The 23,052-nt window shown below is 72.7% G+C and carries 21 protein-coding genes; 8 read left to right on the top strand and 13 right to left on the bottom strand.

What is annotated here, in order from left to right; translation table 11 throughout:
* Positions 1-44: 44 nt before the first annotated feature.
* Complete coding sequence (locus ASE27_RS14355) at positions 45-2,216, top strand: MMPL family transporter (RefSeq protein ID WP_056651792.1); 2,172 nt, start codon at positions 45-47, stop codon at positions 2,214-2,216.
* A 167-nt stretch (positions 2,217-2,383) separates the two neighbouring features.
* Here ASE27_RS14355 and ASE27_RS14350 read toward each other — a convergent pair whose 3' ends face one another.
* Complete coding sequence (locus tag ASE27_RS14350; protein ID WP_056651789.1) at positions 2,384-6,583, bottom strand: beta-L-arabinofuranosidase domain-containing protein; 4,200 nt, start codon at positions 6,581-6,583, stop codon at positions 2,384-2,386.
* Positions 6,584-6,964: 381 nt separating this feature from the next.
* Here ASE27_RS14350 and ASE27_RS14345 point away from each other — a divergent pair, with 381 nt between their 5' ends.
* The 3 genes from ASE27_RS14345 to ASE27_RS14335 are packed head-to-tail and all read left to right on the top strand — an operon-like array spanning position 6,965 to position 10,184.
* On the top strand, positions 6,965-8,047 hold the full coding sequence (locus ASE27_RS14345; protein WP_157257644.1) for an acyl-CoA dehydrogenase: 1,083 nt from the start codon (positions 6,965-6,967) through the stop codon (positions 8,045-8,047).
* Entirely contained in the window at positions 8,041-9,468 is a 1,428-nt protein-coding gene (locus ASE27_RS14340) for a bifunctional PIG-L family deacetylase/class I SAM-dependent methyltransferase (RefSeq protein ID WP_056651786.1), read from the top strand. The genes ASE27_RS14345 and ASE27_RS14340 overlap by 7 nt, the downstream gene beginning before the upstream one ends.
* The gene (locus tag ASE27_RS14335) at positions 9,465-10,184 is read left to right on the top strand and encodes a glycosyltransferase family 2 protein (protein WP_056651783.1); all 720 of its coding nucleotides are present in this window, start codon (positions 9,465-9,467) and stop codon (positions 10,182-10,184) included. The genes ASE27_RS14340 and ASE27_RS14335 overlap by 4 nt, the downstream gene beginning before the upstream one ends.
* Before the next feature lie 122 nt (positions 10,185-10,306).
* On the opposite strand, the gene ASE27_RS14330 is transcribed toward ASE27_RS14335, so the two are convergent.
* The 4 genes from ASE27_RS14330 to ASE27_RS14315 form a co-directional block, all read right to left on the bottom strand.
* The gene (locus ASE27_RS14330) at positions 10,307-10,885 is read right to left on the bottom strand and encodes a Dps family protein (protein WP_056651778.1); all 579 of its coding nucleotides are present in this window, start codon (positions 10,883-10,885) and stop codon (positions 10,307-10,309) included.
* A 122-nt stretch (positions 10,886-11,007) separates the two neighbouring features.
* Positions 11,008-11,967, bottom strand: a complete 960-nt coding sequence (locus ASE27_RS14325; protein ID WP_056651775.1) for a manganese catalase family protein — start codon at positions 11,965-11,967, stop codon at positions 11,008-11,010.
* Positions 11,968-12,216: 249 nt separating this feature from the next.
* The gene (locus ASE27_RS14320; protein ID WP_056651772.1) at positions 12,217-12,852 is read right to left on the bottom strand and encodes a hypothetical protein; all 636 of its coding nucleotides are present in this window, start codon (positions 12,850-12,852) and stop codon (positions 12,217-12,219) included.
* Positions 12,849-13,256 carry a hypothetical protein gene (locus ASE27_RS14315; protein WP_056651770.1) on the bottom strand — a complete coding sequence of 136 codons (408 nt, stop codon included), beginning with the start codon at positions 13,254-13,256 and terminating at the stop codon, positions 12,849-12,851. Before ASE27_RS14315 ends, ASE27_RS14320 begins: the two co-directional genes overlap by 4 nt.
* A 57-nt stretch (positions 13,257-13,313) precedes the next feature.
* Between ASE27_RS14315 and ASE27_RS14310 the strand changes: the two genes are divergently transcribed.
* Both ASE27_RS14310 and ASE27_RS14305 read left to right on the top strand, forming a co-directional pair.
* Positions 13,314-14,582 (top strand): PEP/pyruvate-binding domain-containing protein, encoded by a 1,269-nt coding sequence (locus ASE27_RS14310; protein ID WP_056651767.1) that lies wholly within the window; start codon positions 13,314-13,316, stop codon positions 14,580-14,582.
* 11 nt (positions 14,583-14,593) lie between these two features.
* Entirely contained in the window at positions 14,594-15,205 is a 612-nt protein-coding gene (locus tag ASE27_RS14305; protein ID WP_056651761.1) for a histidine phosphatase family protein, read from the top strand.
* 24 nt (positions 15,206-15,229) lie between these two features.
* Here ASE27_RS14305 and ASE27_RS14300 read toward each other — a convergent pair whose 3' ends face one another.
* The 3 genes from ASE27_RS14300 to ASE27_RS14290 all read right to left on the bottom strand — a co-directional run bounded on the left by ASE27_RS14300 (position 15,230) and on the right by ASE27_RS14290 (position 18,595).
* Positions 15,230-16,825: an MFS transporter gene (locus tag ASE27_RS14300; RefSeq protein WP_056651757.1), complete on the bottom strand. Its 1,596-nt coding sequence runs from the start codon at positions 16,823-16,825 to the stop codon at positions 15,230-15,232.
* A 112-nt stretch (positions 16,826-16,937) separates the two neighbouring features.
* A complete protein-coding gene (locus ASE27_RS14295) occupies positions 16,938-18,158 on the bottom strand; it encodes an RNA polymerase sigma factor (RefSeq protein WP_056651754.1) in 1,221 nt (406 codons plus the stop codon).
* Positions 18,155-18,595, bottom strand: coding sequence for a YciI family protein (locus ASE27_RS14290; protein ID WP_056651750.1), 441 nt, complete (start codon positions 18,593-18,595; stop codon positions 18,155-18,157). The genes ASE27_RS14295 and ASE27_RS14290 overlap by 4 nt, the downstream gene beginning before the upstream one ends.
* Before the next feature lie 306 nt (positions 18,596-18,901).
* Here ASE27_RS14290 and ASE27_RS14285 point away from each other — a divergent pair, with 306 nt between their 5' ends.
* Both ASE27_RS14285 and ASE27_RS14280 read left to right on the top strand, forming a co-directional pair.
* Entirely contained in the window at positions 18,902-19,498 is a 597-nt protein-coding gene (locus tag ASE27_RS14285) for a SigE family RNA polymerase sigma factor (RefSeq protein ID WP_082608950.1), read from the top strand.
* Positions 19,491-20,570 carry a hypothetical protein gene (locus tag ASE27_RS14280; RefSeq protein ID WP_056651747.1) on the top strand — a complete coding sequence of 360 codons (1,080 nt, stop codon included), beginning with the start codon at positions 19,491-19,493 and terminating at the stop codon, positions 20,568-20,570. Before ASE27_RS14285 ends, ASE27_RS14280 begins: the two co-directional genes overlap by 8 nt.
* 30 nt (positions 20,571-20,600) lie before the next feature.
* On the opposite strand, the gene ASE27_RS14275 is transcribed toward ASE27_RS14280, so the two are convergent.
* The 5 genes from ASE27_RS14275 to ASE27_RS14255 form a co-directional block, all read right to left on the bottom strand.
* A complete protein-coding gene (locus ASE27_RS14275; protein WP_200955952.1) occupies positions 20,601-21,197 on the bottom strand; it encodes a GNAT family N-acetyltransferase in 597 nt (198 codons plus the stop codon).
* Between the two features lie 92 nt (positions 21,198-21,289).
* Positions 21,290-21,877, bottom strand: coding sequence for a hypothetical protein (locus ASE27_RS14270; protein WP_056651745.1), 588 nt, complete (start codon positions 21,875-21,877; stop codon positions 21,290-21,292).
* Positions 21,874-22,434 carry a DUF6286 domain-containing protein gene (locus ASE27_RS14265; protein ID WP_056651741.1) on the bottom strand — a complete coding sequence of 187 codons (561 nt, stop codon included), beginning with the start codon at positions 22,432-22,434 and terminating at the stop codon, positions 21,874-21,876. The genes ASE27_RS14270 and ASE27_RS14265 overlap by 4 nt, the downstream gene beginning before the upstream one ends.
* Positions 22,431-22,871 carry an Asp23/Gls24 family envelope stress response protein gene (locus ASE27_RS14260; protein WP_056651738.1) on the bottom strand — a complete coding sequence of 147 codons (441 nt, stop codon included), beginning with the start codon at positions 22,869-22,871 and terminating at the stop codon, positions 22,431-22,433. Before ASE27_RS14260 ends, ASE27_RS14265 begins: the two co-directional genes overlap by 4 nt.
* Positions 22,864-23,043, bottom strand: a complete 180-nt coding sequence (locus ASE27_RS14255) for a hypothetical protein (RefSeq protein ID WP_056651733.1) — start codon at positions 23,041-23,043, stop codon at positions 22,864-22,866. The genes ASE27_RS14260 and ASE27_RS14255 overlap by 8 nt, the downstream gene beginning before the upstream one ends.
* Between the last annotated feature and the right edge of the window lie 9 nt (positions 23,044-23,052).

Raw genomic sequence — 23,052 nt, 5'->3', positions numbered from 1 at the left:
GAGAGGTCGAGTACCCGGGATCCTCCCGAGGGGAAGGCACGCCCATGTTCGGCAGCATCGCTCGAACGGTGATCGCTCACCCGTGGCGCGTCATCGGCTGGATCGTCCTGGCGGCCGCAGTCATCGTGTTCGCGCCGAGCCTCGACGACTACACCACGGGCAACCAGCAGTCGTTCCTGCCGAGCACCTTCGAGTCGGTCGAGGCCCAGGCCGCGGGCGATGCGAGCTTCCCGGCGCAGTCCGGGGCCACCGGCAGCCTGGTCGTCGTCCGCGACGACGGCGCGGCCCTGACCGCCGCAGACCAGACCACCGTCGCGGGACTCGCGACCACGCTGGGCACCGACGCGATCCCCGGCGTCGTCTCGGTGCAGGAGACCCCGCAGTCCCTCTCGACGGACGGGCTGACCGCGGCACTGTCGGTCGCGTTCGACGGACAGCCGGGCGACGAGGCCGTCGACGACGCCGTCCCGGCGCTGCGGACCGCTTCCGACGAGGCGCTCGCGGGGACCGGGCTCACGAGCGCGCTCACGGGCAACGCCGCGATCCAGGTCGACACGACCTCGGCCTACGCGAGCGCCGAGCGGACGATCACGATCGCGACCGTGCTGCTCATCGTCCTGCTCCTGGGACTCGTCTTCCGCAGCCCCCTGATCGCGGTGATCCCGATCGTCGTGATCGGCGTCGTGCTCTCGGTCGTCACGGGCCTCACGGCCCTGCTGGCCGACCTGCTCGACTTCCAGGTGAGCGACACCCTGCAGCCCATCCTCGTGGTGGTCCTGTTCGGCGTCGGCACCGACTACATCGTGTTCGTCCTGTTCCGCTACCGCGAGCACCTGCGCCGCGGCGAGACGCACCGCGAGGCGCTCGAGGTCTCGGTGGGGGTCGTCGGGCGCGTCGTGGCCTCGTCGGCACTGACCGTGATCGGCGCGTTCGCGGCGCTGCTGTTCGCGCGGCTCGAGTCCTTGAGCACGCTGGCGCCGGGGCTGATCGTGGCCGTGGCCGTCATGCTGCTCACCGCGCTGACGCTGATCCCCGCCCTGTTCGCGCTGCTCGGCCGGTCGCTGTTCTGGCCGCTCGGTCCTGGCCGCGAGCCCGCGCGCAGCCCGTTCGCGGCGGTGGGAAGGTTCACGGCGCGCCGCCCCGTCGTGCCCGCGCTCGGGGTGGGCGCCGTGCTCGTGGTCCTGACGCTGTTCGCCTCGGGCTACCAGGCGACGTACGACACGCTCGACGAGCTCCCCGCGAGCACCGCCTCGCGCCAGGCCTACACGACGCTCGACGCGTCGTTCCCGGCCGGTGCCCTGAGCCCCACGCAGGTCTACGTCGTGGGGTCCGCTCCGCTGGACCCGACCGCACTGACGACCCTCGCCACGAACCTCGCCGCGGTGCCCGGCGTCTCGACCGTCGCCCCGCCCTCCGTCACGACCGACGGCACGGCCGCCCTGGTGACCGTGGTGCTCGCGGACGACCCGTACTCCGGCGCGGCCATGGCGACCGTCGAGGGCCCGTTGCGCGAGGCCGCGCACGGGTCGGTCCCGGGGGCCGAGGTCTACGTGGGCGGCCAGACGTCCGCGTTCGTCGACGTGCGCGACCAGCTCCGCGCCGACACCGGGCGCGTCTTCCCGATCGCCGCGGTCATCATCGTGGTGATCCTCGGCCTGCTCCTGACCGCGCTGCTCGGGGCGGTCAACCTGCTGGTGTGCGTGGCCCTGACCTTCACCGCGACGCTCGGCGCCGTGGTCCTGCTCTACCTGCACGCCCTGGGGTACGGGGGCATCGACTTCTCGATCCCGATCGTGCTGTACCTGTTCGTCGTCGCGATCGGCACCGACTACAACATCCTGATCGCCGCGCGCATGCACGAGGAGTACCGGGCCGGGGCCGGCGCGCGCGAGGCCGCGCGCACCGCGATCACGCACGACGCGCCCACGGCCGCGGCGGCCGGGATCATCCTGGCCTGCACGTTCGCCTCGCTCATGCTCACGGGCATCGCGAACCTGGCCGAGCTCGGGTTCGGGGTCGCGGTGGGGATCGTCGTCGCGGCGTTCCTCATGGCCCCGCTGCTGGTCCCGGCGTTGTCCGCGCTCGAGGGGCGCGCGTTCTGGTGGCCGACGCGCCGGCACGCGGACGTCGGGCACACCGCCTCCGAGCAGGCGCCCGGGCGGGCGCAGGAGCCGACGGCGCAGGACCCGACCGCGGGCATGTCGCCCGCGTCCTGACTCGTCCGGGCACGGGCCGCGAGGCGCGCGGGTACCCCCGGTCCACGGTCCCCGGACGGACGCGGGGTGCCGGGGCACGCCGTCGGGCCGTGGCTTTGGATCGGAACCGACGGCCGCGCGCCGGTGCGGCCGGGACGTCTGCCCGGCCGCACCGACGCGCCCGGCCGTCAGCCGCAGGTGAGCGCGTCGTGCTCGACCTCGACGACGCTCGTCACGGCCGAGCCGTCGAGGACCACGCTCACCGTGACGCTCACGCTGCCCGCGGCCAGGCTCGCGGTCCGCACGGCGAACGTCTGGGACGCGCTCTTGCCCGGCGCGACCCCGGTGAAGGACTTCGCGCCCGACGCCGTCGTGAACTTCACGTCGACCGGCACCGCCTCACCGTTGACGGCCCGCACCGCGAGCTGGGCCCTGCCCGCGACGCAGCGCGGCGTGACGTCGACCGCGACCTCGACCGTCTCGGCCGGCTCGTCGGCCGCGACGATCGTCACCGTGTACGTCATCGACGTGGTGTGGTCCTGCGCGACCGCCGTGATCTCGAGCGTCGTCGGGCCACCGTCGCTCGCGAGGGCGACCCGGCGCCCGATCGTGTCGTCGACCAGGATCCCGTCGACCCTGACCAGTCCGCTCGCCACGTGCGGGTCGGCGTCGAGCGTGACCGCCGTCGTCCCCGGTGCGACGCGCAGCTCGTACTGCGCACGCGCGGGCGAGAACTCCGGCGCGAGGACCCCCGTGTCGAACGAGAGCGCCGAGAGCTCCGGGGCGCTGTCGAACACCGCCGAGCGGTCCGTCCTGACCCCGAACAAACCGCCCACGAGCCCGCCCGTCGACTGGAAGCGCACCGTGACGACGGGGATCTTCTGGCCGTCCTCGTCCAGGACGAGGTTCCCGCTGCTGTCCTTCTTGTAGCGGGTGTCCGGGCCGAGCTCGAGGAACCGGGCCGGGATCTCGGTCGAGTCGACGTAGAAGCCCTGCTCGTCCTTGTTCTCGGCCTTGTCGGTCACGGTGACGGTCTTGAGCCGCACGTCGTCGACGTACACGTCGAAGCTGCGCCCGCGGTCGCCCGAGTAGAACGTCGCCCCCAGGTAGTTCTCGTCCGCGCCCGGGTCGATCACCAGGTCGTAGCTGAACCACCCGCCCGCCTGGGCGTCGCGGTACTGGCGCCCCGCGAAGACCCCGACGCCCGACGCGCTCGAGCGCAGGTTCTTCGCGTTCTCGAAGTTGTTGTTGTCGAAGCTCGTGAGGCTGTCGATCGTCAGGTCCTTCGCGCGTTCCTCCTGCTTGGCCCGCAGGATCCGGTCCTGCGCGGCCTGGCCGTCGGGCTCCTCGAGGTTCATGTAGATCCCGTACCGCTCGTCCCAGCGCGAGGTGTGCGGGGCGTACACCAGGTCGCCCGCGTCCGAGGTGTTCTTCAGGACGAACTGGACGTCGCCGGCCGCCGAGTCCTCGATGCGCACGACGTTCTCCGCGAGGCGCTCCTTCCAGGTGGCCGCGTCCATGCCCGCCGTGGTGATGGTCGTCTGCGCGTCCGGGTCGAACGTCGAGATGCGCACGAGGATCCCCGTGCCCACCGAGCCCCCCTGGTCCCGGGTGCCCAGCCCCGCGCTGAGCACCACGGGCCCGTACTTGAAGGCCACGAAGCTCTCGTTGTCGGCCGTGCTGTGCAGCGTGACGTCGAGCGGCATCGTGTACTCGATCACGTCGCCTGCGCGCACGTCCGTCAGGACCACGTACCCGCGCGAGAGCGTCGGGGTGACCGCGGCGCCGTTGACGGTCACGGCCGGCTCGCCCGCGATCCAGTCGGGCACGCGCAGGCGCAGCGTGGTGCCCTCGGCGACCGCTCCGCCGTCGAGCGCCCCGACCGTGAACCGGACCGTGTCCTCGTTGGGGAGGTTCGCGGTCTGGGTCAGCACCAGGTTCTGCTCCGCGTGCTCGAACGTCGAGCTGAAGAACATGTTGACGTAGACCGACCCCTCGCCCGTGAAGTAGATCGAGTCACCGAGCTTGGAGAAGTTCTCCATGCCCGTGCCCGTGCAGCACCAGAACTCGGTGAAGGGCAGGTTGAACACCTTGTGGTACCCCGGCGCCATGGGGTTGAAGTACGTCGTGGTGCCTGTCTCGGGGTTCTGCGAGGCGAGGATCGTGTTGATGAACGTGTTCTCGTAGTAGTCCGCGTACCGCACGTCCTTGCTCAGCCGGAAGAGCTCGCGCGACAGCTTGAGCATGTTGTACTCGTTGCAGGTCTCGGACGTCTCCGCGTTGGCGCGGGTCCCCTGGTTCGCGGCCCGGTCGAACAACGAGTCCGCCGCGTGGAAGTGCTCCGACTGGCTGTTGGCCCCGGTCACGTAGGTGTGGTGCTCGACCACGATGTCGAAGAAGTTCTCGGCCGCCGCGAGGTACATCGGCAGCTCCTCCTTCTCCTGCGGGGTCAGCAGGTCGTAGTACTCGGGGTTCTGCGTGAACACCGTGTACCGCTTGAGCGCACCGATGAGCTTGGGGATCGTCGTGTTGGCGTGCTTGCCCGCCAGGACGTCCTGGCCCGACGCGAGCTGTCGGAAGAGCGTCACCTCGTCGAACGCCTCGGCGGCGTCCTTGATGCGGACGTCACCCGTGAGGTCGAACAGCTCGTAGAGCGCCTCGTTCATGCCGCCGTACTCGGTGCGCAGCAGCACGTCGGTGCTCGGTAGCTTCGCGACCCGACCGGACACGTAGAGGCCGAACCCGGTCGCGATCTCGCGCGCCTTGTCCCCCGTGGGCCCGTCGACGTACTCCGCGACGTCGAGCAGGCCCGCCAGCACCTTGTGCAGGTTGTACCAGGGCACGATCACGTTCTCGTCCGAGGGCCCGGTGCCCTGGACCTGGTCCAGGACGCTCTCGCGGAACGCCGAGACGTAGCCCGCGCTGCCCGGATGGGCCGCCCCGTAGGCGTCCTGCACCCGCTCGAGGCCGTCGACGGCCGCGACGATCTCGGCCGACAGCGCGTCCTTGGTGGCCCCGTCGGGCGTGCCCGAGTAAGACATCGCGAGGGCCGACATGTAGTGCCCGAACGCGTGGCCGCGGAAGTTCACGGCGTCGCTGCGCTCCCAGCCGCCGTACCCCTGGGGGGTCGTGGGCTCGAGACCGGCGACCTTGTAGAACTCGTAGAGGAACTTCTCCGAGCTCAGGCTCAGGAGGTAGTCCTGCTCCTTGGACGCGGCGTTGCTCAAGAAGTCGTCGGACAGCAGGACCGTGGGCAGGCCGCTGTTCTCGAGAGGGTCCATCGACACCAGTGCGGGGACCACCACGTGGAGCTCGCGGGTCACGGGCGGCCCGTCGAGGTACCGCGCCGTGGCGGTCAGCGTGACCTCGGCGTCGTCCTGGCCCTCGGCGGGCCGGGTCACGGTGCCGTCGGTCGCGACGGCGTCGGGAGCCGACGACTCCCACGTGATGGTCGAGCCGCGCGAGCCCCTTGCCGCGAGGACGAGCGCGACCGTGACCCGCTCGGGCAGCGAGAGCCCGTCGGCGTCGGCCTGCGCGACCGCCTCGCGGTCGATCACCCGTCCGGACTCCTCGTAGAGCCCGACGACGTCGGCGAGCGACGCGACGCCGTCGTACAGGCGGTACTGGTCCAGCCCCGCCCGCAGGTAGGACCCGTTGTAGGACGGACCGTTGAACCCGATCGTCTTGGGCAGCGTGGGCGACGAGCCCAGGACACCTGTCGCGCCGCCCGAGCCGATCGGGCTCGCGACGGTCACCGGGACCTGTTCACCGTTGCGGTAGAACGCCACGTCCTTGGTCGCCGCGTCGTACGTGACCACGAGGTGCGTCCACTCGTCCGCGGGGAGGAACGACGCGCGGTCGGCCGAGGCCACCCGGACCTTGTACGGCTGGCCCGACGCCGGGCCGATCGACAGCGCGAGCGGCGACGTGTCCGACTCCGAGGACAGGTACCAGCCGTCCGAGTTGTACGCGCCCTTGTTCCAGCTCACGACCTGCTCACCGGTCATCTTCCCCGTGGGTCGCAGCCAGAACGACAGCGTCAGGTCCTCGGGCTGCAGGTCGGTCGACGCCCCGAGGTCGAGGAACGTGCTGCCTCCCAGCTCGACGGCCTGCGACCCCTCGGCGACCCCCGGGACCCAGCCCAGGTTCGTCGTCGTCGAGCCCGCGTGCCCCTTGGCCACGACCGGGTGCGCCGCGAGCGAGACGTCGGCGAGGTCCCCCTCGAAACGCAGGTCCAGGACCGGGGCGGGCAGGCCGGCGTCGGCGGCTGCGGCGATGGGCGCCCAGCCCGTGAGGACCAGTGCGGCCCCGAGGAGCGCCGCGACGGCACGTGCTCCCGGGTGCGGTCTCGGTCGGCGCGTGACGACCGCTTCTCTGTGCGTGCTCATCGTGCTCTCTTCCGTTCGAACGACAGTGTTCGGAACCGGCCCGTCGACAGCTGACGGGCCGGACGTTGCGGGGAGCTCGCAGGTCCCGCTGGTGCAGGTCACGAGCTCTGACCGGTCGAGCGTGCGGGCTCGGGCATGCCCGCGATGTGCAGTGCGGGAGCGTTCGAGCCCCGTGCATGAACGTCCGACAACCCGACGGCGCGCCGTGCGCATGGTGGCCTGCCCCGGGTATCTCCCCCGTCCGGTCTGCTGCATGTTAGCGCTCACACACGGCAGGGTGTCAAGGTCGCCCTCTCGGCGACGCAGGACATGTCCCTGCCGCGTGCGAGCCGTCGCGACCCGGCCTACGGTGCGGAGACCTCGAACCCTTCTGGAGTCGCCTTGACCGCACTGCCCACCACGGCGCGGCCCACCGCCGTCGTGCTCGACCCCTCCCGCCCGGACGCCGGGCGGGCTCTCCGACTGACGGCGGCACTCGCCGACGTCCCCGTCCTGCGGGGAGACGTCGGCCCGGCCCTCGCCTGGGCGGCCCGCGTCGGGCGGACCGTCCCCGTCGCCAGCACCGGAGGGGTGCTCGAGCCCTGGGAGCTGCTCGCCTCGACCGCAGCGGTGGACGTCGGGGTGGCCCGCGTGCTCGAGCCGCACCTCGACGCCCTCTCGATCCTTGCCCAGGTCCCCGGTGGCGTCGACCTGGCCTCGATCGGCGCCGACGAGGACAGCACCTGGGGGGTCTTCGCCGCCGAGGGGCCCGGGGTACGCCTCGAGGCGGCGCGGTCGACGGAAGGCTGGCAGCTGACCGGCACCAAGCCGTGGTGCTCGCTCGCCGCCTCCCTCTCCCACGCACTCGTGACCGCATGGGCCGGGGACGGACGTCGGCTGTTCGCCCTCGACCTCCGGGCACCGGAGGTCAGCCCCGACCCAGGACCATGGGTGGCTCGAGGGCTCCCGGAGATCGTCAGTGCGCCCGTGCGTCTGCGGGCGGCCCGCGCGGTGCCTGTCGGCGGCCCGGGGTGGTACCTCGAGCGGCCGGGCTTTGCGTGGGGCGGCATCGGTGTCGCCGCCTGCTGGTGGGGTGGGGCCGTGGGCCTGGCACGCGAGCTCTTCGCGTCGACGCAGCGTCGAGACCCTGATCAGCTCGCGCTCGCCCACCTGGGCGCGGTCGACGTCGCTCTCTCGGGCGCCCGGGCCTCGCTCGCAGAGGTGAGCCGACTCGTCGACGAGGCCACGACCGAGGCCCTCGCGCCGGGGGTGCTCGCCCGTCGAGCGCGAGGTGTCGTGGTCCGGGCCGTGGACGAGACGGTGAAGCACTGCTCCCACGCTCTGGGTCCAGGGCCGATGACCGTCGACGAGGGCTACGCGCGCCGGCTCGCCGACCTCACGCTCTACGTGCGCCAGCACCATGCCGAGCGCGACGACGCCTCGCTCGGACGTGATCTCGTCGCCCGCACGAGCGCACCGTGGTGAGGTTCGACCACCGGGACGCCGGGACCACCGAGGCCGCGTGGCGCGCCAGCGGGTTCCTCGACCGTCTGCCCCCACTCGTGGTGTCCGCGGCCACCCCGCACCTCGTCGTGCTCGCTGCGCACCCCGACGACGAGGCGCTCGGGGCCGCGGGCCTCCTGGTACGGTCCTCGCGCCAAGGAACTCCTGTCACCGTGGTCGTCGCGACGGACGGCGAGGGGTCGCACCCCGGCTCCCCGACCCACTCTCCGGCGGACCTCGCAGCACGGCGTCGCCTCGAGCTTGTCGAGGCGGTCGCCTGCATGGCACCAGACGCCGACGTGCGCTTCCTGGGCCTGCCCGACGGCGGCCTGCGCGAGCATCGGGCCGCGCTGCACCAGGAGCTGAGCAAGGTGCTGGTCTCGGTCGGACCGAGCGACGGACCGCCCACCGTGGCCCCACCGGGCCGGCTGCTGCTGTGCGCGCCGTGGCGCGGGGACGGACACCGCGACCACCGCATCGCGGGCGAGGTAGCGGCCGCGGTCGCTGCGGAACAGGATGCGCAGCTGGTGCAGTACCCGATCTGGTGGTGGCACTGGGCCTCTCCCGATGACGTCAGCGACCAGGTGACGATGAGACGGCTGACGCTCACGCCGGACGAGAGGGCCGCCAAGTCCCGGGCCGTGTCGGCGTACCGGTCCCAGGTGAGTCCCCTCTCGCCCGACCCCCGAGACGCCGCGGTGGTCGGCCCCGAGATGCTCCTGCGCGCCGAGCGTGAGGTGGAGGTCTTCGTCGCGGACGAGCCGCGGGGCGCCGCCCCCGGCCAGGCTGCCGCCAGGACCACGGCGGAGACTCTTCCGGTGGCCTTCTTCGACGACTTCTACCGGGGGCGGAGCGATCCGTGGGGGTTCGAGACCCGGTGGTACGAGAGGAGGAAGCGGGATCTGACGCTCGCCGCGCTGCCTCGGCCTCGCTTCCGGGCCGGGGTGGAGATCGGTTGCTCGACCGGGGTCCTGACGGCCTCCCTGGCCGCCCGGTGCGACCGGATGACGGGTGTCGACCTCGCGCAGGCTCCGCTCGACGCGGCCCGCAGGCGTCTCGGGCAGGCCGTGGAGCTCTTGCGCCTCGAGGTGCCGCGAGAGTGGCCCCCGGGGCGGTTCGACCTCGTGGTCCTCTCCGAGGTCGGCTACTACTTCAGCGCAACCGACCTGGAAACGGTGATCGACCGGGCCCTGGAGTCCATGAGCGACGACGGCGTGCTGGTCGCCTGCCACTGGCGGCACCCGGTCGCCGGGTACCCGCTCGGCGGGGACGAGGTGCACGCCGCCCTGGCCGCCCGACCTGGGCTCGCCCGGCTCGCACGTCACCTCGAGCAGGACTTCGTGCTCGACGTCCTCGTCCGCCCTCCTGTCGTGTCCGTGGCCACCGCGGAGGGGCTCGCATGACCCCGGCGGACCGGGTGACGGGGCTCGCCGTCGTCGTCCCGGTGAACGACGAGGAATTGCTGCTGCCCCGGTGCCTCGCCGCGCTGGGGGTGGCCGTCGGAGCGTTGAGGAGCGCGCGGCCCACGGTCCGGGTCGAGGTCGTGATCGTCCTCGACGACTGCGTGGACGGCTCGGCGAGGATCGCGAGAGCTGCACCGTTCACCGTGATCGAGACGTGCCACCGCAGGGTCGGAGCCGCACGCGCCTCGGGCGTCGCCGCAGCGCTCGAGCGACTGGGCCCGGGTGGGTCAGGCTCCTGGGTCGTCAGCACCGATGCGGACTCTGCTGTCCCCGCACGGTGGTTGACCCACCAGCTCGATCTGGCCGAGGACGGCGCGGACGTGGTGATCGGCACGGTGCGCCCGGACTTCGCGGACCTCTCTGCGGAGCAGCGCGAGGCGTGGGTCGCGACCCACGCCCCGGGCCACGCGAACGGGCACGTGCACGGCGCCAACCTGGGGATCCGCGCGGACGTCTATCTCGCGGCGGGCGGGTTTCCGGGGGTCGCCGAGCACGAGGACGTGGGCCTGGTGGAGCGCGCCCGGCTCGCGGGCGCCCGTGTCGTCGCCTCGGACGCGGGCTGCGTCCTGACGTCGGGCCGCTCGACGGGTCGCACTCCCGGCGGGTACGCGCGGCACCTGCGGGAGGATCTCGTGCCGGCATCTCGGGTCGGTTGAGCCGGCCGCGTACCGGGCCGACGGCGCCTCCCGGACGCGCCGGCCCCGTCACCATCGCACGGGTCCAGGGACGACACGTCCCCCTGCCCGCAGGTGCGAGCAGGGGGACGGCGCGTCGTCGGTCAGGCTTCCTTCTTGGCTGCGGCCTCCGCCTTGCGAGCGGCACCGGTCTCGGTCGTCGCGCCCGAGGTCGAGAGTTCTCCGCCCGCGGACTCGAGGTGCGCGCGGACGAACCAGTGGAACAGCTCGAGGTCGCGCAGGTGACCGACCAGGAGGTCGTTGGTCACGGTGTCGAGGTCCTCGGTGTCGGCGGCGGCCTGGCGGTGGTCGGCGATGACGCCCCGGTAGACCTCGTCGAGGGCACCGAGATGGGCGATCGTCGACGCACGGCCCAGGCTGTAGTCCTCCCAGGTGCGCTCGGCGACGATCGCACCCGGCGTGCCGCGCGGCGGGACGCCCAGCGTGGCGATGCGCTCGGCCGTGCTGTCCACCATCTCGCGGACGGCATCGACCTGCGGGTCGATCATCTCGTGGACCGCGATGAAGTGCGGACCCACCACGTTCCAGTGGATGTGCTTGAGCGTCAGCGCCAGATCGTTGAGCGCGTGGAGACGCCCCTGCAGGATCGCGGCGACCTTCCCCCCGTCCTCCAGGGTCAGCGACGGGACGGTGTACTCGGGCAGCTCCTTGCGGACAGCCATGTAGTCCTCCTCGATGCTCGTTCCTTCAGCTTCCTTCAGCGCAGTGCGCTTCCTCCATCGTGGCCGCGTGGCAGAGGCCTCGCAGCGCGAGCCGTGGTGAGACGCGCCACGTCCCCCGTGCGCTAGGCCTTGCTGGTCGGTGCGAACAGGGGTTCTGCAGCCGTGGCCATCTCGAGGTCGGCCGTCGCCTGGATGAGCGCGAGGAGCTCGGGATCGAGACCGGGAGAGAACTCCTCGTACCGTTCCCGGGCGATGGTCGACGGCACGCCGGGCGGGGCCTGCTCGGTCGCGTCGAGCTCCGTCCCGTCGTTCGAGGGCGACATCCCCTGGAAGATCCGCCCGGCCTCCGAGGCACCCTCGAGGTCGAACGTGTACTGCTTGGACTGAAGCCCCAGGTCGACGAGCTTCTTGACCTCGGGGAACTTCTCAGCGTTCGTCTTGGGTATGGGCAGCAGCTTGCCCCAGTCGACACCCAGCGTCTCGAGGGCACGGGCATAGGCGTTCTCGTGCGCCTGGTCCCTGACGATCAGGTAGGAGATCGTCGACCGGGCGGTCTTGTTGTCGGTCATCTCGTAGATCCGGCACTTCTGCAGACGTCCCGTGGACTCGAGCATCAGGTTGTAGAGCAGGTCCAGGACGAGGTTCCCCGAGTTGTAGACGTAGCTGCCGCTCCACGGGTTGCCGGCTGCGTCGACGGGCAGGGCACCTTGAGCGGCGACCAGGTAGTGATGGATGTTGCCCTCCCCCAGGGCCAGGTCGAGCGGTGTCTTCCCGCCGGCTCCGGGCGTGTCCAGGGGGTCGGTCTTCTTCCCGTTGTAGCGCGGTGAACCGTCGAGGAGTCGAGCGATCGTCGTGCCGATCAGCTCGACGTGGCTGATCTCCTCGGTCCCGATCCCCTGGAGCAGGTCCCGGTACGGCTTGCCCGTCGGGCCGCGGAAGTTGATGCTCTGGAACAGGTACTGCATCATCGTCCGCATCTCGCCGAACTGGCCACCCAGGCCTTCCTGGAGGGCGTTCGCGGCCGCCGGGTCGGGTTCGTCCGCCACGATGTCGTTGATCAGTCGCTGCACGTGCAGATACATCTCGAGCCTCCTCGGTGAAACCGCTGTGGATCCGTCCACCGTGCGCTCCACGTGCACCGCCGGCCTCTGGGGCGCCCGGACAGCCCTGGGGACTGCGAGTCGCCCCACCACCGTCTACGGTCGTCAGAGGACCGTCCTGTCACGGACGCGGCGCGCACAGCGGCCCCCGACCGGCCGCCATACCGCCGCTCGACCGACCGAGCGGGGCGGGGTGGTGACCTGGTCGGACATGCGGGGCGCGCGGCCGTCTCAGCCCCCTAGACCTCGATCGACGCCGAGCGTCGCGACGAGGTCCTCGTGGAGCTCGAACCACACCCGGTGGCACGACTCGACGTCGGTGCGGTCGACCCAGCCGCCGTCACCCGCCTGCACCCGGCGGAGCGCGGCGGCGAACCGCACGTCATAGCCCGAGAACCGGGAGAGCACGTCGCCGAGCCGTCGCACGAGCGGTGCGAGCGCGCGGTCGAGCGCGGCGAGCTCGCCCAGCACCTCGGCGTCCCACGCCGGGTCGGTGTGGTCGTTGGCGGCGAGACGGTCGCCGGGCGTGGGCCGCAGCTGCCAGGCCGTGCACGCCTGCTGCAACCGCGCGTTGAGCGGGAGGAAGTCGCGGTGGACCTCCCTCACGTCCTCGGCGCGCCCCGTGCGCGTGAGCTCGGCCGCGAGCTGCCGCTCGTTCTCGGCGCGCCCCGCGACCGTGAGCGACCACCCCGCGAGGCCCGCGAAGGCCGACCGCTGGACCCAGCCGCGCGCCTCGGCGTCCTCGAGCAGCTCCCCCGTCTCGTCCTGGTCTGTCCCGAACCGGCGGGCGAGCCACGGGACGTCGGCGAACCCGACGACGCGCACGGCGTGCAGGACGAGCAGGTCGACGGGCGAGTCCTGGGTCACGTGCGCTCCTCCTGCTTGGCCGCGAGCCGCTGGTAGTGCTGCTGGCACGCCTGCGGCGAGTTGAATCCCATCGCGTCGGCGATCTGGGCCCAGGTCAGTCCCGCGCTGCGGGCCGTGAACAACAGCGCGTCCTCGAGCCCGGCCACCTCCGCCCGGGCCGCGGGCAGGAGCGCGAGCGCGCTGAGCAGGTCGGTCGGAGCCAGCTCGGACGAGCGCCAGAGCGCGAAGCGCGCGAGGTCCACGGCCGACGGCGGCACGGGGGCAGGCTGCCACGGGCGGTCCGCGAGCGTGTCCGCACCGAGGCCCAGGAGGTGGGTGCGCGCGTCGTGCTCGCGGCGCGCCTGGTCCTGGTCGGCACCCGCCGTCTCGTGCCCTGCACTGGCCAGGTCCTTCTTGCGTGACATGCGACGATCCTGCACAATCAACAGATTGTTGTCAACAATCTGTTGAAGGCGGTACGGATGATCATCCCCCTCGCACAGGCGGAGCGGGAGACGTGCGGAGGCAAGGCAGGCACGCTCGGGATGCTCGCGCGCGCGGGGTTCGCGGTGCCCGACGGGTTCGTCGTCCCCTTCGGCGTGCCGCTCGACGTGCACGGCCTCGTGGAGCCGCGTCCCGCAGCAGAGCCCGGCCGGTCGGACGCCGACGTCCCGCTCCCCACTTCCCTGGTCGACGCGCTGGCACGGGGGCTCCGTGCGCTGGGCGACCCGCCCGTCGCCGTGCGCTCGTCGGCGGCCGGCGAGGACACGGCGCGCGCGTCGGCCGCGGGGCAGCACGAGTCGGTCCTCGCAGTCCAGGGTCCCGACGCCGTCGCGCACGCCGTGCGCACCTGCTGGGCCTCGCTGCACTCGCCGCGGGCGAACGCCTACCGCCGAGGCAGCGCGCAGGACGCTCCGGAGGACGGCGCATCCATGGCAGTCCTGGTCCAGCGCCTCGTGGACGCCGACGCCTCCGGGGTCCTGTTCGCCCCCGCCGCGCCGGGCGGCGTGACCGAGATCGAGGCCTCGTGGGGACTCGGGCCCAGCGTCGTCGAGGGCAGGGTCGCCCCGGACTCCTACCGGGTCCGGGGCGACGGTGCCGTCGAGCTCACCGTCGGCCGCAAGGGGACCCGGCTCGACCGGAGGGGCCCGGGGGTCGTCGCGACCCCGGTGAGCGCGGACGACCGGGACCGCCCCGTGCTCGACGACGCGACCACCCGACGGCTCGCCCACCTGGGGCAGCGCGTCGTCGAGGCGCTCGGCGGTGCCCAGGACGTCGAGTGGGCCCTGGCCGGGGAGACTCTCTGGATCCTGCAGGCCCGGCCCGTCACTGCGGACCTCCCTTCGTGGTCACCGGCGCCCGCTCCGCCGGATCAGGACCCGGGGGCCGGGGTCCTGACCGGCATCCCGGGAAGTCGTGGCGCGGCGACCGGGCCCGCGCGGATCGTCCGCGACGCGTCCGACTTCTCGCGGGTGCGTCCGGGCGACATCCTGGTCTGCCCGTTCACCGACCCCGCGTGGACTCCCCTGCTGCACGTCGCCGCAGGGGTCGTCACCGAGACCGGGGGCGTGCTGTCGCACGCGGCGATCGTGGCCCGCGAGCGCCGCATCCCCGCGGTCCTGGGCGTCCCCGGGGCGACCACGTCGATCCCCGACGGCAGCATCGTCACGGTCGACGGTTCGAGCGGCACGGTCACGACGGGGCGAGCACGTCGACGCCTCCTGCACCTCCCGCGAACACCTGACCCCTGAGAGGACCGTCCGTGGGAGCACGTCGTCTCTACCTCGTCCGGCACGGCGCGGCCGACGCGTTCGGCGAGCTCACCGCCGTCGGTCGCCGGCAGTCGCGGCTGGTGGGCGAGCGCCTCGCCCGGGTGCCCGTGACGGCCGTCTGGCACTCCCCTCTCCCCCGCGCCGCCGCGAGCGCGCGCGAGCTGGCTAGGTATCTGCCGCAGGCGCGCACGAGCGAGGCTGCCGAGCTCGTCGACCACGTCCCCTACGTCCCGCCGCCCGACGAGATGCCCCGGTCCTGGGCCGGGTTCTTCGACGGCTGGGACGAGGCCGAGGCGAGCGCGGGGCGCCGGACCGCCGACGCGCTGGTCGCACGCTTCGCGTCGGCGCCCGACCCGGCGGTCCACGGCAGCGACGACGTCCACGAGGTGCTCGTCACGCACGACTACCCGATCGCGTGGCTCGTGCGGCACGCCCTGGACGCGCCGCCCGCGCGCTGGCTCGGCCTGAGCAGCGCCAACGCCGCGCTCACGCTCGTCGAGTACCGGGCCGGGCTGCCCCCCACCCTCGTGGTGCTCAACGACATGGCCCACCTGCCGAGCGATCTGCGCTGGACGGGGTTCCCCGGCCCGGCGCGACCGTGACGGCACGGGGACAGGCCCGCCCGGTCAGCCCAGGTCCAGGCCGTCGAGCGACGAGCGGGGCGTCTGGTCCGGCAGGCGCAGCATGCGGAACGAGTTGGCCAGCCCGAGCAGCCCGGCGAGGAGCGGGACCAGCAGGGCCACCTGCAGCGACCGGTTGCGGGCGCGGTCGTTGATGGCCAGCACCTCGGCCTCGACCTCGGGGGGCTGCCCCGTGATCTGCTCGGCGAGCCGGGACGTGCTCATGACCTCCGCGTCCTCCTCGAGCGTGGCGGCGATCTGCTGCTGCTCGGCGGCCGGGATGACCTCGCTGCTCTGCGTCATCTGCGTGAACCCCAGCGAGAGCGAGGCGAGCATGATGCCCCCGGCCATGGCGAGACCGAACGACAGACCGAACGACCCCGCGGCCGAGTTGACGCCTGCCGCCTCGCTGACACGCTCCTCCTCGACGGGCGCGAGCGTGTAGTTGTTGAGCTGCGACACCAGCAGGCCCAGTCCGCAGCCGGTGATCGCGAGCGGGAGGACGAGGTACCACCCGCTGTCCACGCGGGGAACGAACGGGATGACGAGCCCGATCCCGATGCTCGCCAGGAGGAAGCCCGTGCGGATGATCGCCGCGGGACGACGGGCTCCCGAACGCCTGCCCGCCACGACCGCTGCCGCGAACATCGTCAGGGACAGGGGGGCGAGGGACAGCCCGGCCTGGAGCGCGTCGTACTCGAGGGTCATCTGGAAGAAGAGCGGAAGCGCGATCATTGCGCCGCCCAGCGTGATCTGCTGCAGCATCTGCCCCGTGACGCCCGTCGTGAAGTGCGGGTGGCGGAACAGGTCCGGGTCGAGGAGCGGGACCCGGCGCTCACGCTTGCGGCGTTGCAGCCATCGCGCGAGCAGCACGAGCGCGACGACCCCGACGGCCATGAGCACGCCCACGAGCTCGCCGCCCTCCTGCCAGACGAGGATCCCGAGCACCACACCACCCATGCCGATCACGGACAGCACCGCGCCCACGACGTCGACCTGTCGGGAGCCCGTGAACGGGACGTCCCGGACCAGGCCGATCTGGCTCAGGACGACCGCGATGATGACCACCTCGAGCGCGAACCCGACCCGCCACGAGAGGTAGGTCGTGACGAACCCGCCGAGGAGCGGGCCGACCGCTGCGGCGATCGCGGCCGACGCCCCGACCAGCGCGTACGCCTTCTTCTGGTCCATGCCGGAGAAGTTGCCGTGGATCAGCGACTGCATCGCGGGCAGCAGCAACGACGCGCCCAGCCCACCCACGATCGCCCAGAACACGACGATCGCCGTGAGGCTCTGCGCGAGCGTCATGGCCAGCGCACCGGTCGCGTACGCGAGCAGGCCCAGGACGTAGGCCCGCTTGCGGCCGATCAGGTCGCCCACCTTGCTGTTGATGAGGATGAACGCCGCGGAGACCAGCGCCTCGAGGGCGATCGCGGACTGCACCCCGCTCGCGGTGGTGCCCAGGTCGTCGACGACCGCCGAGATCGACACGTTCATGAGCGACGTGTCGACGACCAGGACGAACATCGCCGCCGCGAGCAGCAGCATGAGCCGACGGCTCCCCGTGGACTCGGGAGCGGCGCCCTCCGGTGTGGTGCTCATGTGACCGCCTCGGCTCCGGGTGCCTCGCCCGCTCGTGCGGGCGGCGTCCGGGTGACGGTCGAGGGCGCCCTGGGGCCAGCCTAGGGACACCGAGGACGTCGTGCGCGGCGGGTCAGCCCGCGGCCCCCACCAGGCGCGCGACCTGGGCGGCCAGGTGCCGCTGCTCGGGAAGGCTCGTCGCGCGGGCCCCCGCCCGACGGTAGTGCTCGAGCGCCGCCGTCGGGCGCCCGGCGCGTTCCAGGAGGTGCGCGCGGACGACGTCGACCCGGTGCGGGTCGCCCGGGACCGGGCCGAGCCCGTCGAGGACCACGAGCCCCGCGACCGGTCCTTCGACCATGGCGACCGCGACCGCGCGGTTGAGCGTGACCACGGGGCTGCCCGTCATGCGCTCGAGCAGCCCGTAGAGGCCGACGATCTGCGGCCAGTCCGTGTCCTCCGCCCGGTGCGCCCGGTCGTGCGCCGCGGCGATCGCGGCCTGGAGCTGGTACTCGCCGACGTCGCCGCGCGCGAGCGCCCGGTCGAGCAGCGCCAGCCCCTCGGTGAGCAGGGTGGCGTCCCAGCGCGCGCGGTCCTGCTGGGCGAGCGGCACGACGTCGCCGGCCGCGTCGGTCCGGGCCCGTCGTCGGGCGTCCGTGAGGAGCATGAGGGCCAGCAGGCCGCTCACCTCGGGGTCCTCGGGGACCTCCTGGTGGAGCCGACGGGTCAGGCGGATCGCCTCGTCGGTCAGGTCCACGCGCTGGAGCACGGGGCCGGCCGAGGCCGTGTGCCCCTCGGTGAAGACGACGTACAGCACGTGCAGGACCGACCGCAGACGCGCGGGCCGCTCCTCGGGGCCCGGCACGGTCAGCGGCTCGCCCGACGACGCCACCTTCTGCTTGGCGCGGCTGATGCGTTGGGCCATGGTCGCCTCGGGGACGCCGAATGCCCGGGCGATCTCGAGCGTGGTGAGGCCGCCGACCGCTCGCAGCGTGAGAGCGACGGCCGACGGCGGGGTGAGCGCCGGGTGGCAGCAGGCGAAGAGGAGCGCGAGCGAGTCGTCGCGCGCGGAGGGCTCGGCGCCCGGCACCTCGCTCGCCGCGAGCGCCCGCTCGCGCCGGCGGCGAGCGATCTCGCTGCGCTGGGCGTCGACCAGGCGCCGCGAGGCGACCTGCTGCAGCCACGCACGGGGGTGCTCCGGGAAGCCCTGCGCGGCCCAGCTCGTCACGGCCGCGAGGAGGGCCTCCTGGACGGCGTCCTCGGCCCCGGCGAAGTCGCCCGAGCGGCGCGCGAGCGTGCCGAGGACCTGCGGCGCGAGCTCGCGCAGCAGGTCCTCGACGGCAGCGTCGGACGTCAACGGGCTCCCTTCGCCGTGTCGAGGAACGCCGCCATCTCGGCAGCGTCCGACGGCGAGTCGTCCATGATCCGTCGCACCTGGATCGGCTGCTGCGTGGGCCGCCCCCCGCGCCCGGGCACGGCCGAGACCCGCGCGGCGATCTCGAGCGCCCGCGCCTCGGACTCCACGTCGACGATCTGGTAGCCGGCGAGCCACTCCTTGAACTCGGCGAACGGCCCGTCGGTCACGACCGGTGCCGAACCGTCCGACCGCACCACCTTCGCGAGGTCGGGGCCCGTGAGGACCACGGTCTCGACGAGCTCCCCGCTCGCGACGAGCTCGGCGTTGAGCGCCCCGTAGTACGCGAGGTGCGCCGTCACCTCCTCGGGCGTCCACTCGTCCATCGGCGTCTCGTCGACCCCCGACCGGAAGTCCACGCCCACCAGGTATCTGGCCATCGGTCTCTCCTCACGTCCGTCGTGCCCAGCGTGGCACGCTCACCCCGTGGTCGGAACCGGGCGAGCGTTCTCGACAGGGGGACACGGTCGACGGGCGAGCGTTCTCGACAGGGGGACACGGTCGACGGGCGAGCGTTCTCGACAGGGGGACACGGTCGAGAGGTCGAGGCTGACGACGCGCGGCCGCGGGCACGTGCTGGGGCGAACGGACCCTGCGAAGAAACCTCGAAACCCGATCGAGCCGAGAGGGAACCGATCGGTGGGCTCGTGCGTGGTGGAAGGGTATGCAGGGATGTCGTGGGTCAGATGACGAGCACTGAGGCGGGCGTGACGGAGGACGAGATCCTGTGGGCAGACGGCGCCGCGGACCGGTACCTGGCTGCCGGGAAGGTGAACCGCGACGCGGAGTTCGTCGACTTCGTGGAGACGCACGGCGGCCGCCTGGAGAGGATCGCGTTCCTGATCAGCGGCGACCACCACCGGGCCGAGGAGCTGTGCCAGGCCACGCTCGAACGGACATATCGGTCCTGGGCGCGCGCGCGGGACGGCGACCCCTTCGTCTACGCGCGAAAGATCTTGACGAACCTCAAGATCGACACGTGGAGACGCACCCGGCGTGAGGTCCTGCTCGAGCCCGAGGGCCGCGCCTCGGGTGGGGTCCCGGATCACACGGCTGAGATCACCGTGCGGGACGAGCTCGTGCGCGCCTTGCTGCTCCTGCCGGTCCGGCAGAGACGCGTGGTCGTCCTGCGCCACCTGCTCGACCTGTCCGAGGCCGAGGTCGCCCGCGAGCTGGGCCTGCCGCACGGGACGGTGAAGTCCAACGCCTCGCGGGGGCTCGCCCGGCTCCGCGCAGAGCTGACCAGCACGACCACCCCGACGGCGGGAGCAAGCCATGACTGACGACGACGACTTCGCAGCGGACCTCCGCACTCTCGCCGATGAAGCGATCCCCGTCGGGCACATGTCCGGCCCGCCGACTCTCGCCCTGGTCAAGCGCCGCTCGCGCAGACGCTCGGCGCGGGTCGCTCTGGTGTCCGTCATGTGCGGAGCACTGATCGCCCTGGGCGCCATAGCCCTGCCGCGTGTCGGGATCGCCACGATGGCGCCGGCGTCCTCGACACAGCTCGCGCCCGGGATCGAGGTACCCGCCGACCCGACGACGTCCGCGCGCACCGGCGGGGGGCTGGTCGTCGACACCAGGGTGCCCGGCTGGACAGCCGGCACGCGACTCTTCGTCGTCAGCAGACTCAGCACCCAAGATCGAGCCGTCAACGCCGTGTACGAGGGGGACGACGCCGACCTCCGAGAGCTCCGGGCCGGGAACACCGCCGGCACGCTGCTGCTGAGCTCGGACGCGACCGCGGCATCGGCTACCTCGCCCGACGGCGACCGCCAGGTCGTCATCGGCCGGGGAATCCCCGCCGAGGCCTCCGTCGGCGGGCCGCCCGGCCGGAACGAGCGGCGTCTGATCTCCTGGGACCTGTTCCCCGCCGCGGACGGCACCCTCGTCTCCTCGGTGGTCCTGCCCGGCTCGCGGCTCAAGGACGCGGCGGGCCTACCTCTCGACGTCCTCTCGCTCAGCAGCGTCGACGGCGCCATCCCCGCGTTCGGTGGCTTCTACTCGATCAGCGCCTACCGCAACGGGTTCGGCCTGGACGGCTGCCTGGGTGACTGCCCTGCCATCTTCACCGACGAGACCTCGACCGCCTTCCCGAACGACGGCCCCCAGGGCGTGGCACGGGCGCAGCGCCTGACTGTCGCGAGCGCCATCGAGGACGCCGTTGCCAGGGCAGAACTCGCCGGGGAGTCCCGACCCTCACCCTGGGCGGTGTGCGTCGACGTCCGCGAGGAGCTCGACCGCGCCACGGGGGCCGAGAGAACCGACGACGACCGCCTCGTCCAGTGCATCCTCAGCACGTCGGACTGGACCGCCCATGAGGCTGAGATCGCCTCCGCTGACGGGACCGGCTGACAGCCCGATCTCGACGCCCCGACGGACGCGCTACTCGTTCGAGCGCGCGCCGGCCGGGGCCGGGCCGCCCGTGGAGACCCAGGAGCCGAAGGGTTCGTCAGGCACGTCCTCGTCGGTCTGCTCGGTCCCGCAGACCACCAGGCCCCGCGCCTGGTAGTTCGCCAGCGCGGCGGGACCGTCGAGCGTGCAGGTATGGACCCAGACGCGGGCGGCTGGCGGGAGGTCGGCCCGCTCGGCCAGAGACCAGGCAGCCGCGATGCCGTGCTCGAGGAGCCGGCCACCCAGGCCGCGGCCGAGCGCCCGCTCGGCCAGGCCGAAGTACCGGATCTCGACGTGCGTCCCGCTCGCATCCACGAGGGGCTGGAGATGGACGTAGCCCCAGGGACCGCCCTCGCCGTAGAGGACCCAGAACTCCGTCCCCGGCACCTCGAGCTCCTGGACCCACTGCTCGCGCGTCCAGCCGAGCCGCTCGGTCCAGAACCACGGTCCGCCCACCAGGCCGTAGAGGAAGCGGGCGTACTCGGGAGCGACGTCGACGGTCCGCTCGAGGCGTACCTCGTCGGGCAGGGCGCGCGGCGTGGCCACGGGCGGCTGGAGCATCTGGAGCGTCGTGATGGTGACCTTCACGGGACTCAAGGGTAGAGGCCCCGGCCGGGACGTCGTCTGCCGACCGGCCTCGGGCCGCGACGCACCGCGAAGGCCCGGCGACGCCGCGGCGGTCAGGCGACGCGAGCCGCACGGTCTGGGCGGCGGCTGCTCCTGATCCTCAGGGTGGTGCGGGAGCGGAGCCTGTCGTCGGGCAGGACGGTCGCGGCGTCGGTGAGGAGGCGGTCCAGCCGGGCGGCGAGAGCGGGCAGGTCGGTCGCCGGGTCGACGGTGACGACCAGGCTCAGGACGAGCTCGGGCCCCTCGTCGTGCAAGGTGGCGGTCGCTCGGTGGACGGAAGGGATCTGCTGAGCCGCGTGGGCCGTCGCGTTCGCCACGGCGTCTCGGGAGATCCGCAGGCGCATGGTCCGGGTGGAGCCGGGCAGGTCCTGTTCGGGGACGGAACGGGCCGGCAGGTGGGCAAGCATCCACCACAGCGAGACGACCGCGAGGAGGACGGCGACCGCACCGGTCGCGTAGGGCCACCACGGCTGAGTCACGGCATCCTGGGTGGCTGTCGTGTCGATCGCGTCAGGGACGCCCTCGAAGAGCTCGGCCAGGGTTCCCGTGGTCCACAGCAGGGCGGTGGCACCGACGACGACGAGCACGAGGCCGGCGAGGGCGAGCAGGGCGCGGTCGAGTCGCAGGACGGTGCGGTTCATGATCGTTGCCCTTCGCCGGGTCGCACGGTCAGGCGCGGCGGTTGCTCGAACGCCGAGAGCTGGTGGGAGACCTCGGCACGGACGTCGTCGAGGATGTCCGCGGACCCGGTCGAGCGGACCGTGACCCGCACCGCGGTGCGGGAGACCGACGTGCTGGTGCCCAGCACCCCGGGCACGTCGCGTGCCGTCGCGTTCACCCAGCGCGCGACGTCGGCGGAGCGCACGTGGATCCCGCTGGTGGCGGCGATCCGCCGGGTGGTCCGCGGACGGGGGCGGACGGCCTGCCACACCAACCAGAGGCCGAGCAGGGCGAGCACCACGCCGGCCGCCCCCACCCACGTCTCGGGCTGCAGGCCGTCCAGGGAGTCCGCGAGCGAGGCGATCCAGCTGGTGCCGGCGCCCCGCAACGCCACGAACGACGCCTGTCCGGCGAGCACCGCGACGGCCAGCAGGACGACCGCCAGGAAGAAGGCCCACGAGGTCAGCGCGAGCCCGGCCCGAGGCGACCTGGCCGGAGCGGGGACGTGCTGCGTGGATGGTGCCGTGGGTGTGCTCATCGGACTCGCTGCTCCTTGGGCGGACCGGCGACGTCGGACGGGTCGATGATGCGGGCCACGGTCGTACGGACCTCGTCGACCTGCACCCCGGCAAGGACGAGGAGCTGGTCGGTCACGGCTTCGCACACCTCGCGAGCGACGCGCGCGGCCGGGTAGGGCCAGACCAGGGCGATCTCGAGGAGGACGCGGGCACGGTCGCCGGCTCGTGAGCACACGACCTGGGGATAGCTCCTGCCCAGGGCTCTCCCCACCGTCCCGGCCGTGGCCGCAGCAGGCGCGACACCCGCGACGCCGAGCACCGCCGCGCGGGTGACCTTGTCGACCACCCGGTCGGCGACCCGCAGCACTCCGCGGTCCGCGGCGTCGAGCGCCTCGGCGCGGACGTCGGGCCGCGGGTCGTCGAGGAGGACGTCGCCGCCCCGAGCCGGCTCAGACATGACGTCGGCTGCGGAAGGCTGCGCCGAGGTCGATGCGGCCCTCGATCTGGGCTGCGACGAGCCATCCGACGCCCCCGAGGGCGACGGCGAGGAGGAATCCCCAGAATCCCCCGAGGATCGCGGCGATGGCGAGCAGGAGGCCGGTGAGAAGACCGGTCGTGGACACAGACATGTGAACTCC

The organism is Oerskovia sp. Root918 (genome assembly GCF_001428945.1).
GTDB lineage: Bacteria > Actinomycetota > Actinomycetes > Actinomycetales > Cellulomonadaceae > Oerskovia > Oerskovia enterophila.
The sequence above is the reverse complement of the archived record's forward strand: the minus strand, read 5'-3'. Positions and strand labels throughout refer to the sequence as shown.

Excerpts from the sequence above, each read along its gene's own strand:
- ASE27_RS14355 (WP_056651792.1), top strand. The coding sequence starts at position 45 with ATGTTCGGCAGCATCGCTCGAACGGTGATCGCTCACCCGTGGCGCGTC.
- ASE27_RS14350 (WP_056651789.1), bottom strand. The coding sequence starts at position 6,583 with ATGAGCACGCACAGAGAAGCGGTCGTCACGCGCCGACCGAGACCGCAC.
- ASE27_RS14335 (WP_056651783.1), top strand. The coding sequence starts at position 9,465 with ATGACCCCGGCGGACCGGGTGACGGGGCTCGCCGTCGTCGTCCCGGTG.
- ASE27_RS14330 (WP_056651778.1), bottom strand. The coding sequence starts at position 10,885 with ATGGCTGTCCGCAAGGAGCTGCCCGAGTACACCGTCCCGTCGCTGACC.
- ASE27_RS14325 (WP_056651775.1), bottom strand. The coding sequence starts at position 11,967 with ATGTATCTGCACGTGCAGCGACTGATCAACGACATCGTGGCGGACGAA.
- ASE27_RS14315 (WP_056651770.1), bottom strand. The coding sequence starts at position 13,256 with ATGTCACGCAAGAAGGACCTGGCCAGTGCAGGGCACGAGACGGCGGGT.
- ASE27_RS14310 (WP_056651767.1), top strand. The coding sequence starts at position 13,314 with ATGATCATCCCCCTCGCACAGGCGGAGCGGGAGACGTGCGGAGGCAAG.
- ASE27_RS14300 (WP_056651757.1), bottom strand. The coding sequence starts at position 16,825 with ATGAGCACCACACCGGAGGGCGCCGCTCCCGAGTCCACGGGGAGCCGT.
- ASE27_RS14290 (WP_056651750.1), bottom strand. The coding sequence starts at position 18,595 with ATGGCCAGATACCTGGTGGGCGTGGACTTCCGGTCGGGGGTCGACGAG.
- ASE27_RS14285 (WP_082608950.1), top strand. The coding sequence starts at position 18,902 with ATGACGAGCACTGAGGCGGGCGTGACGGAGGACGAGATCCTGTGGGCA.
- ASE27_RS14280 (WP_056651747.1), top strand. The coding sequence starts at position 19,491 with ATGACTGACGACGACGACTTCGCAGCGGACCTCCGCACTCTCGCCGAT.
- ASE27_RS14270 (WP_056651745.1), bottom strand. The coding sequence starts at position 21,877 with ATGAACCGCACCGTCCTGCGACTCGACCGCGCCCTGCTCGCCCTCGCC.
- ASE27_RS14265 (WP_056651741.1), bottom strand. The coding sequence starts at position 22,434 with ATGAGCACACCCACGGCACCATCCACGCAGCACGTCCCCGCTCCGGCC.
- ASE27_RS14260 (WP_056651738.1), bottom strand. The coding sequence starts at position 22,871 with ATGTCTGAGCCGGCTCGGGGCGGCGACGTCCTCCTCGACGACCCGCGG.
- ASE27_RS14255 (WP_056651733.1), bottom strand. The coding sequence starts at position 23,043 with ATGTCTGTGTCCACGACCGGTCTTCTCACCGGCCTCCTGCTCGCCATC.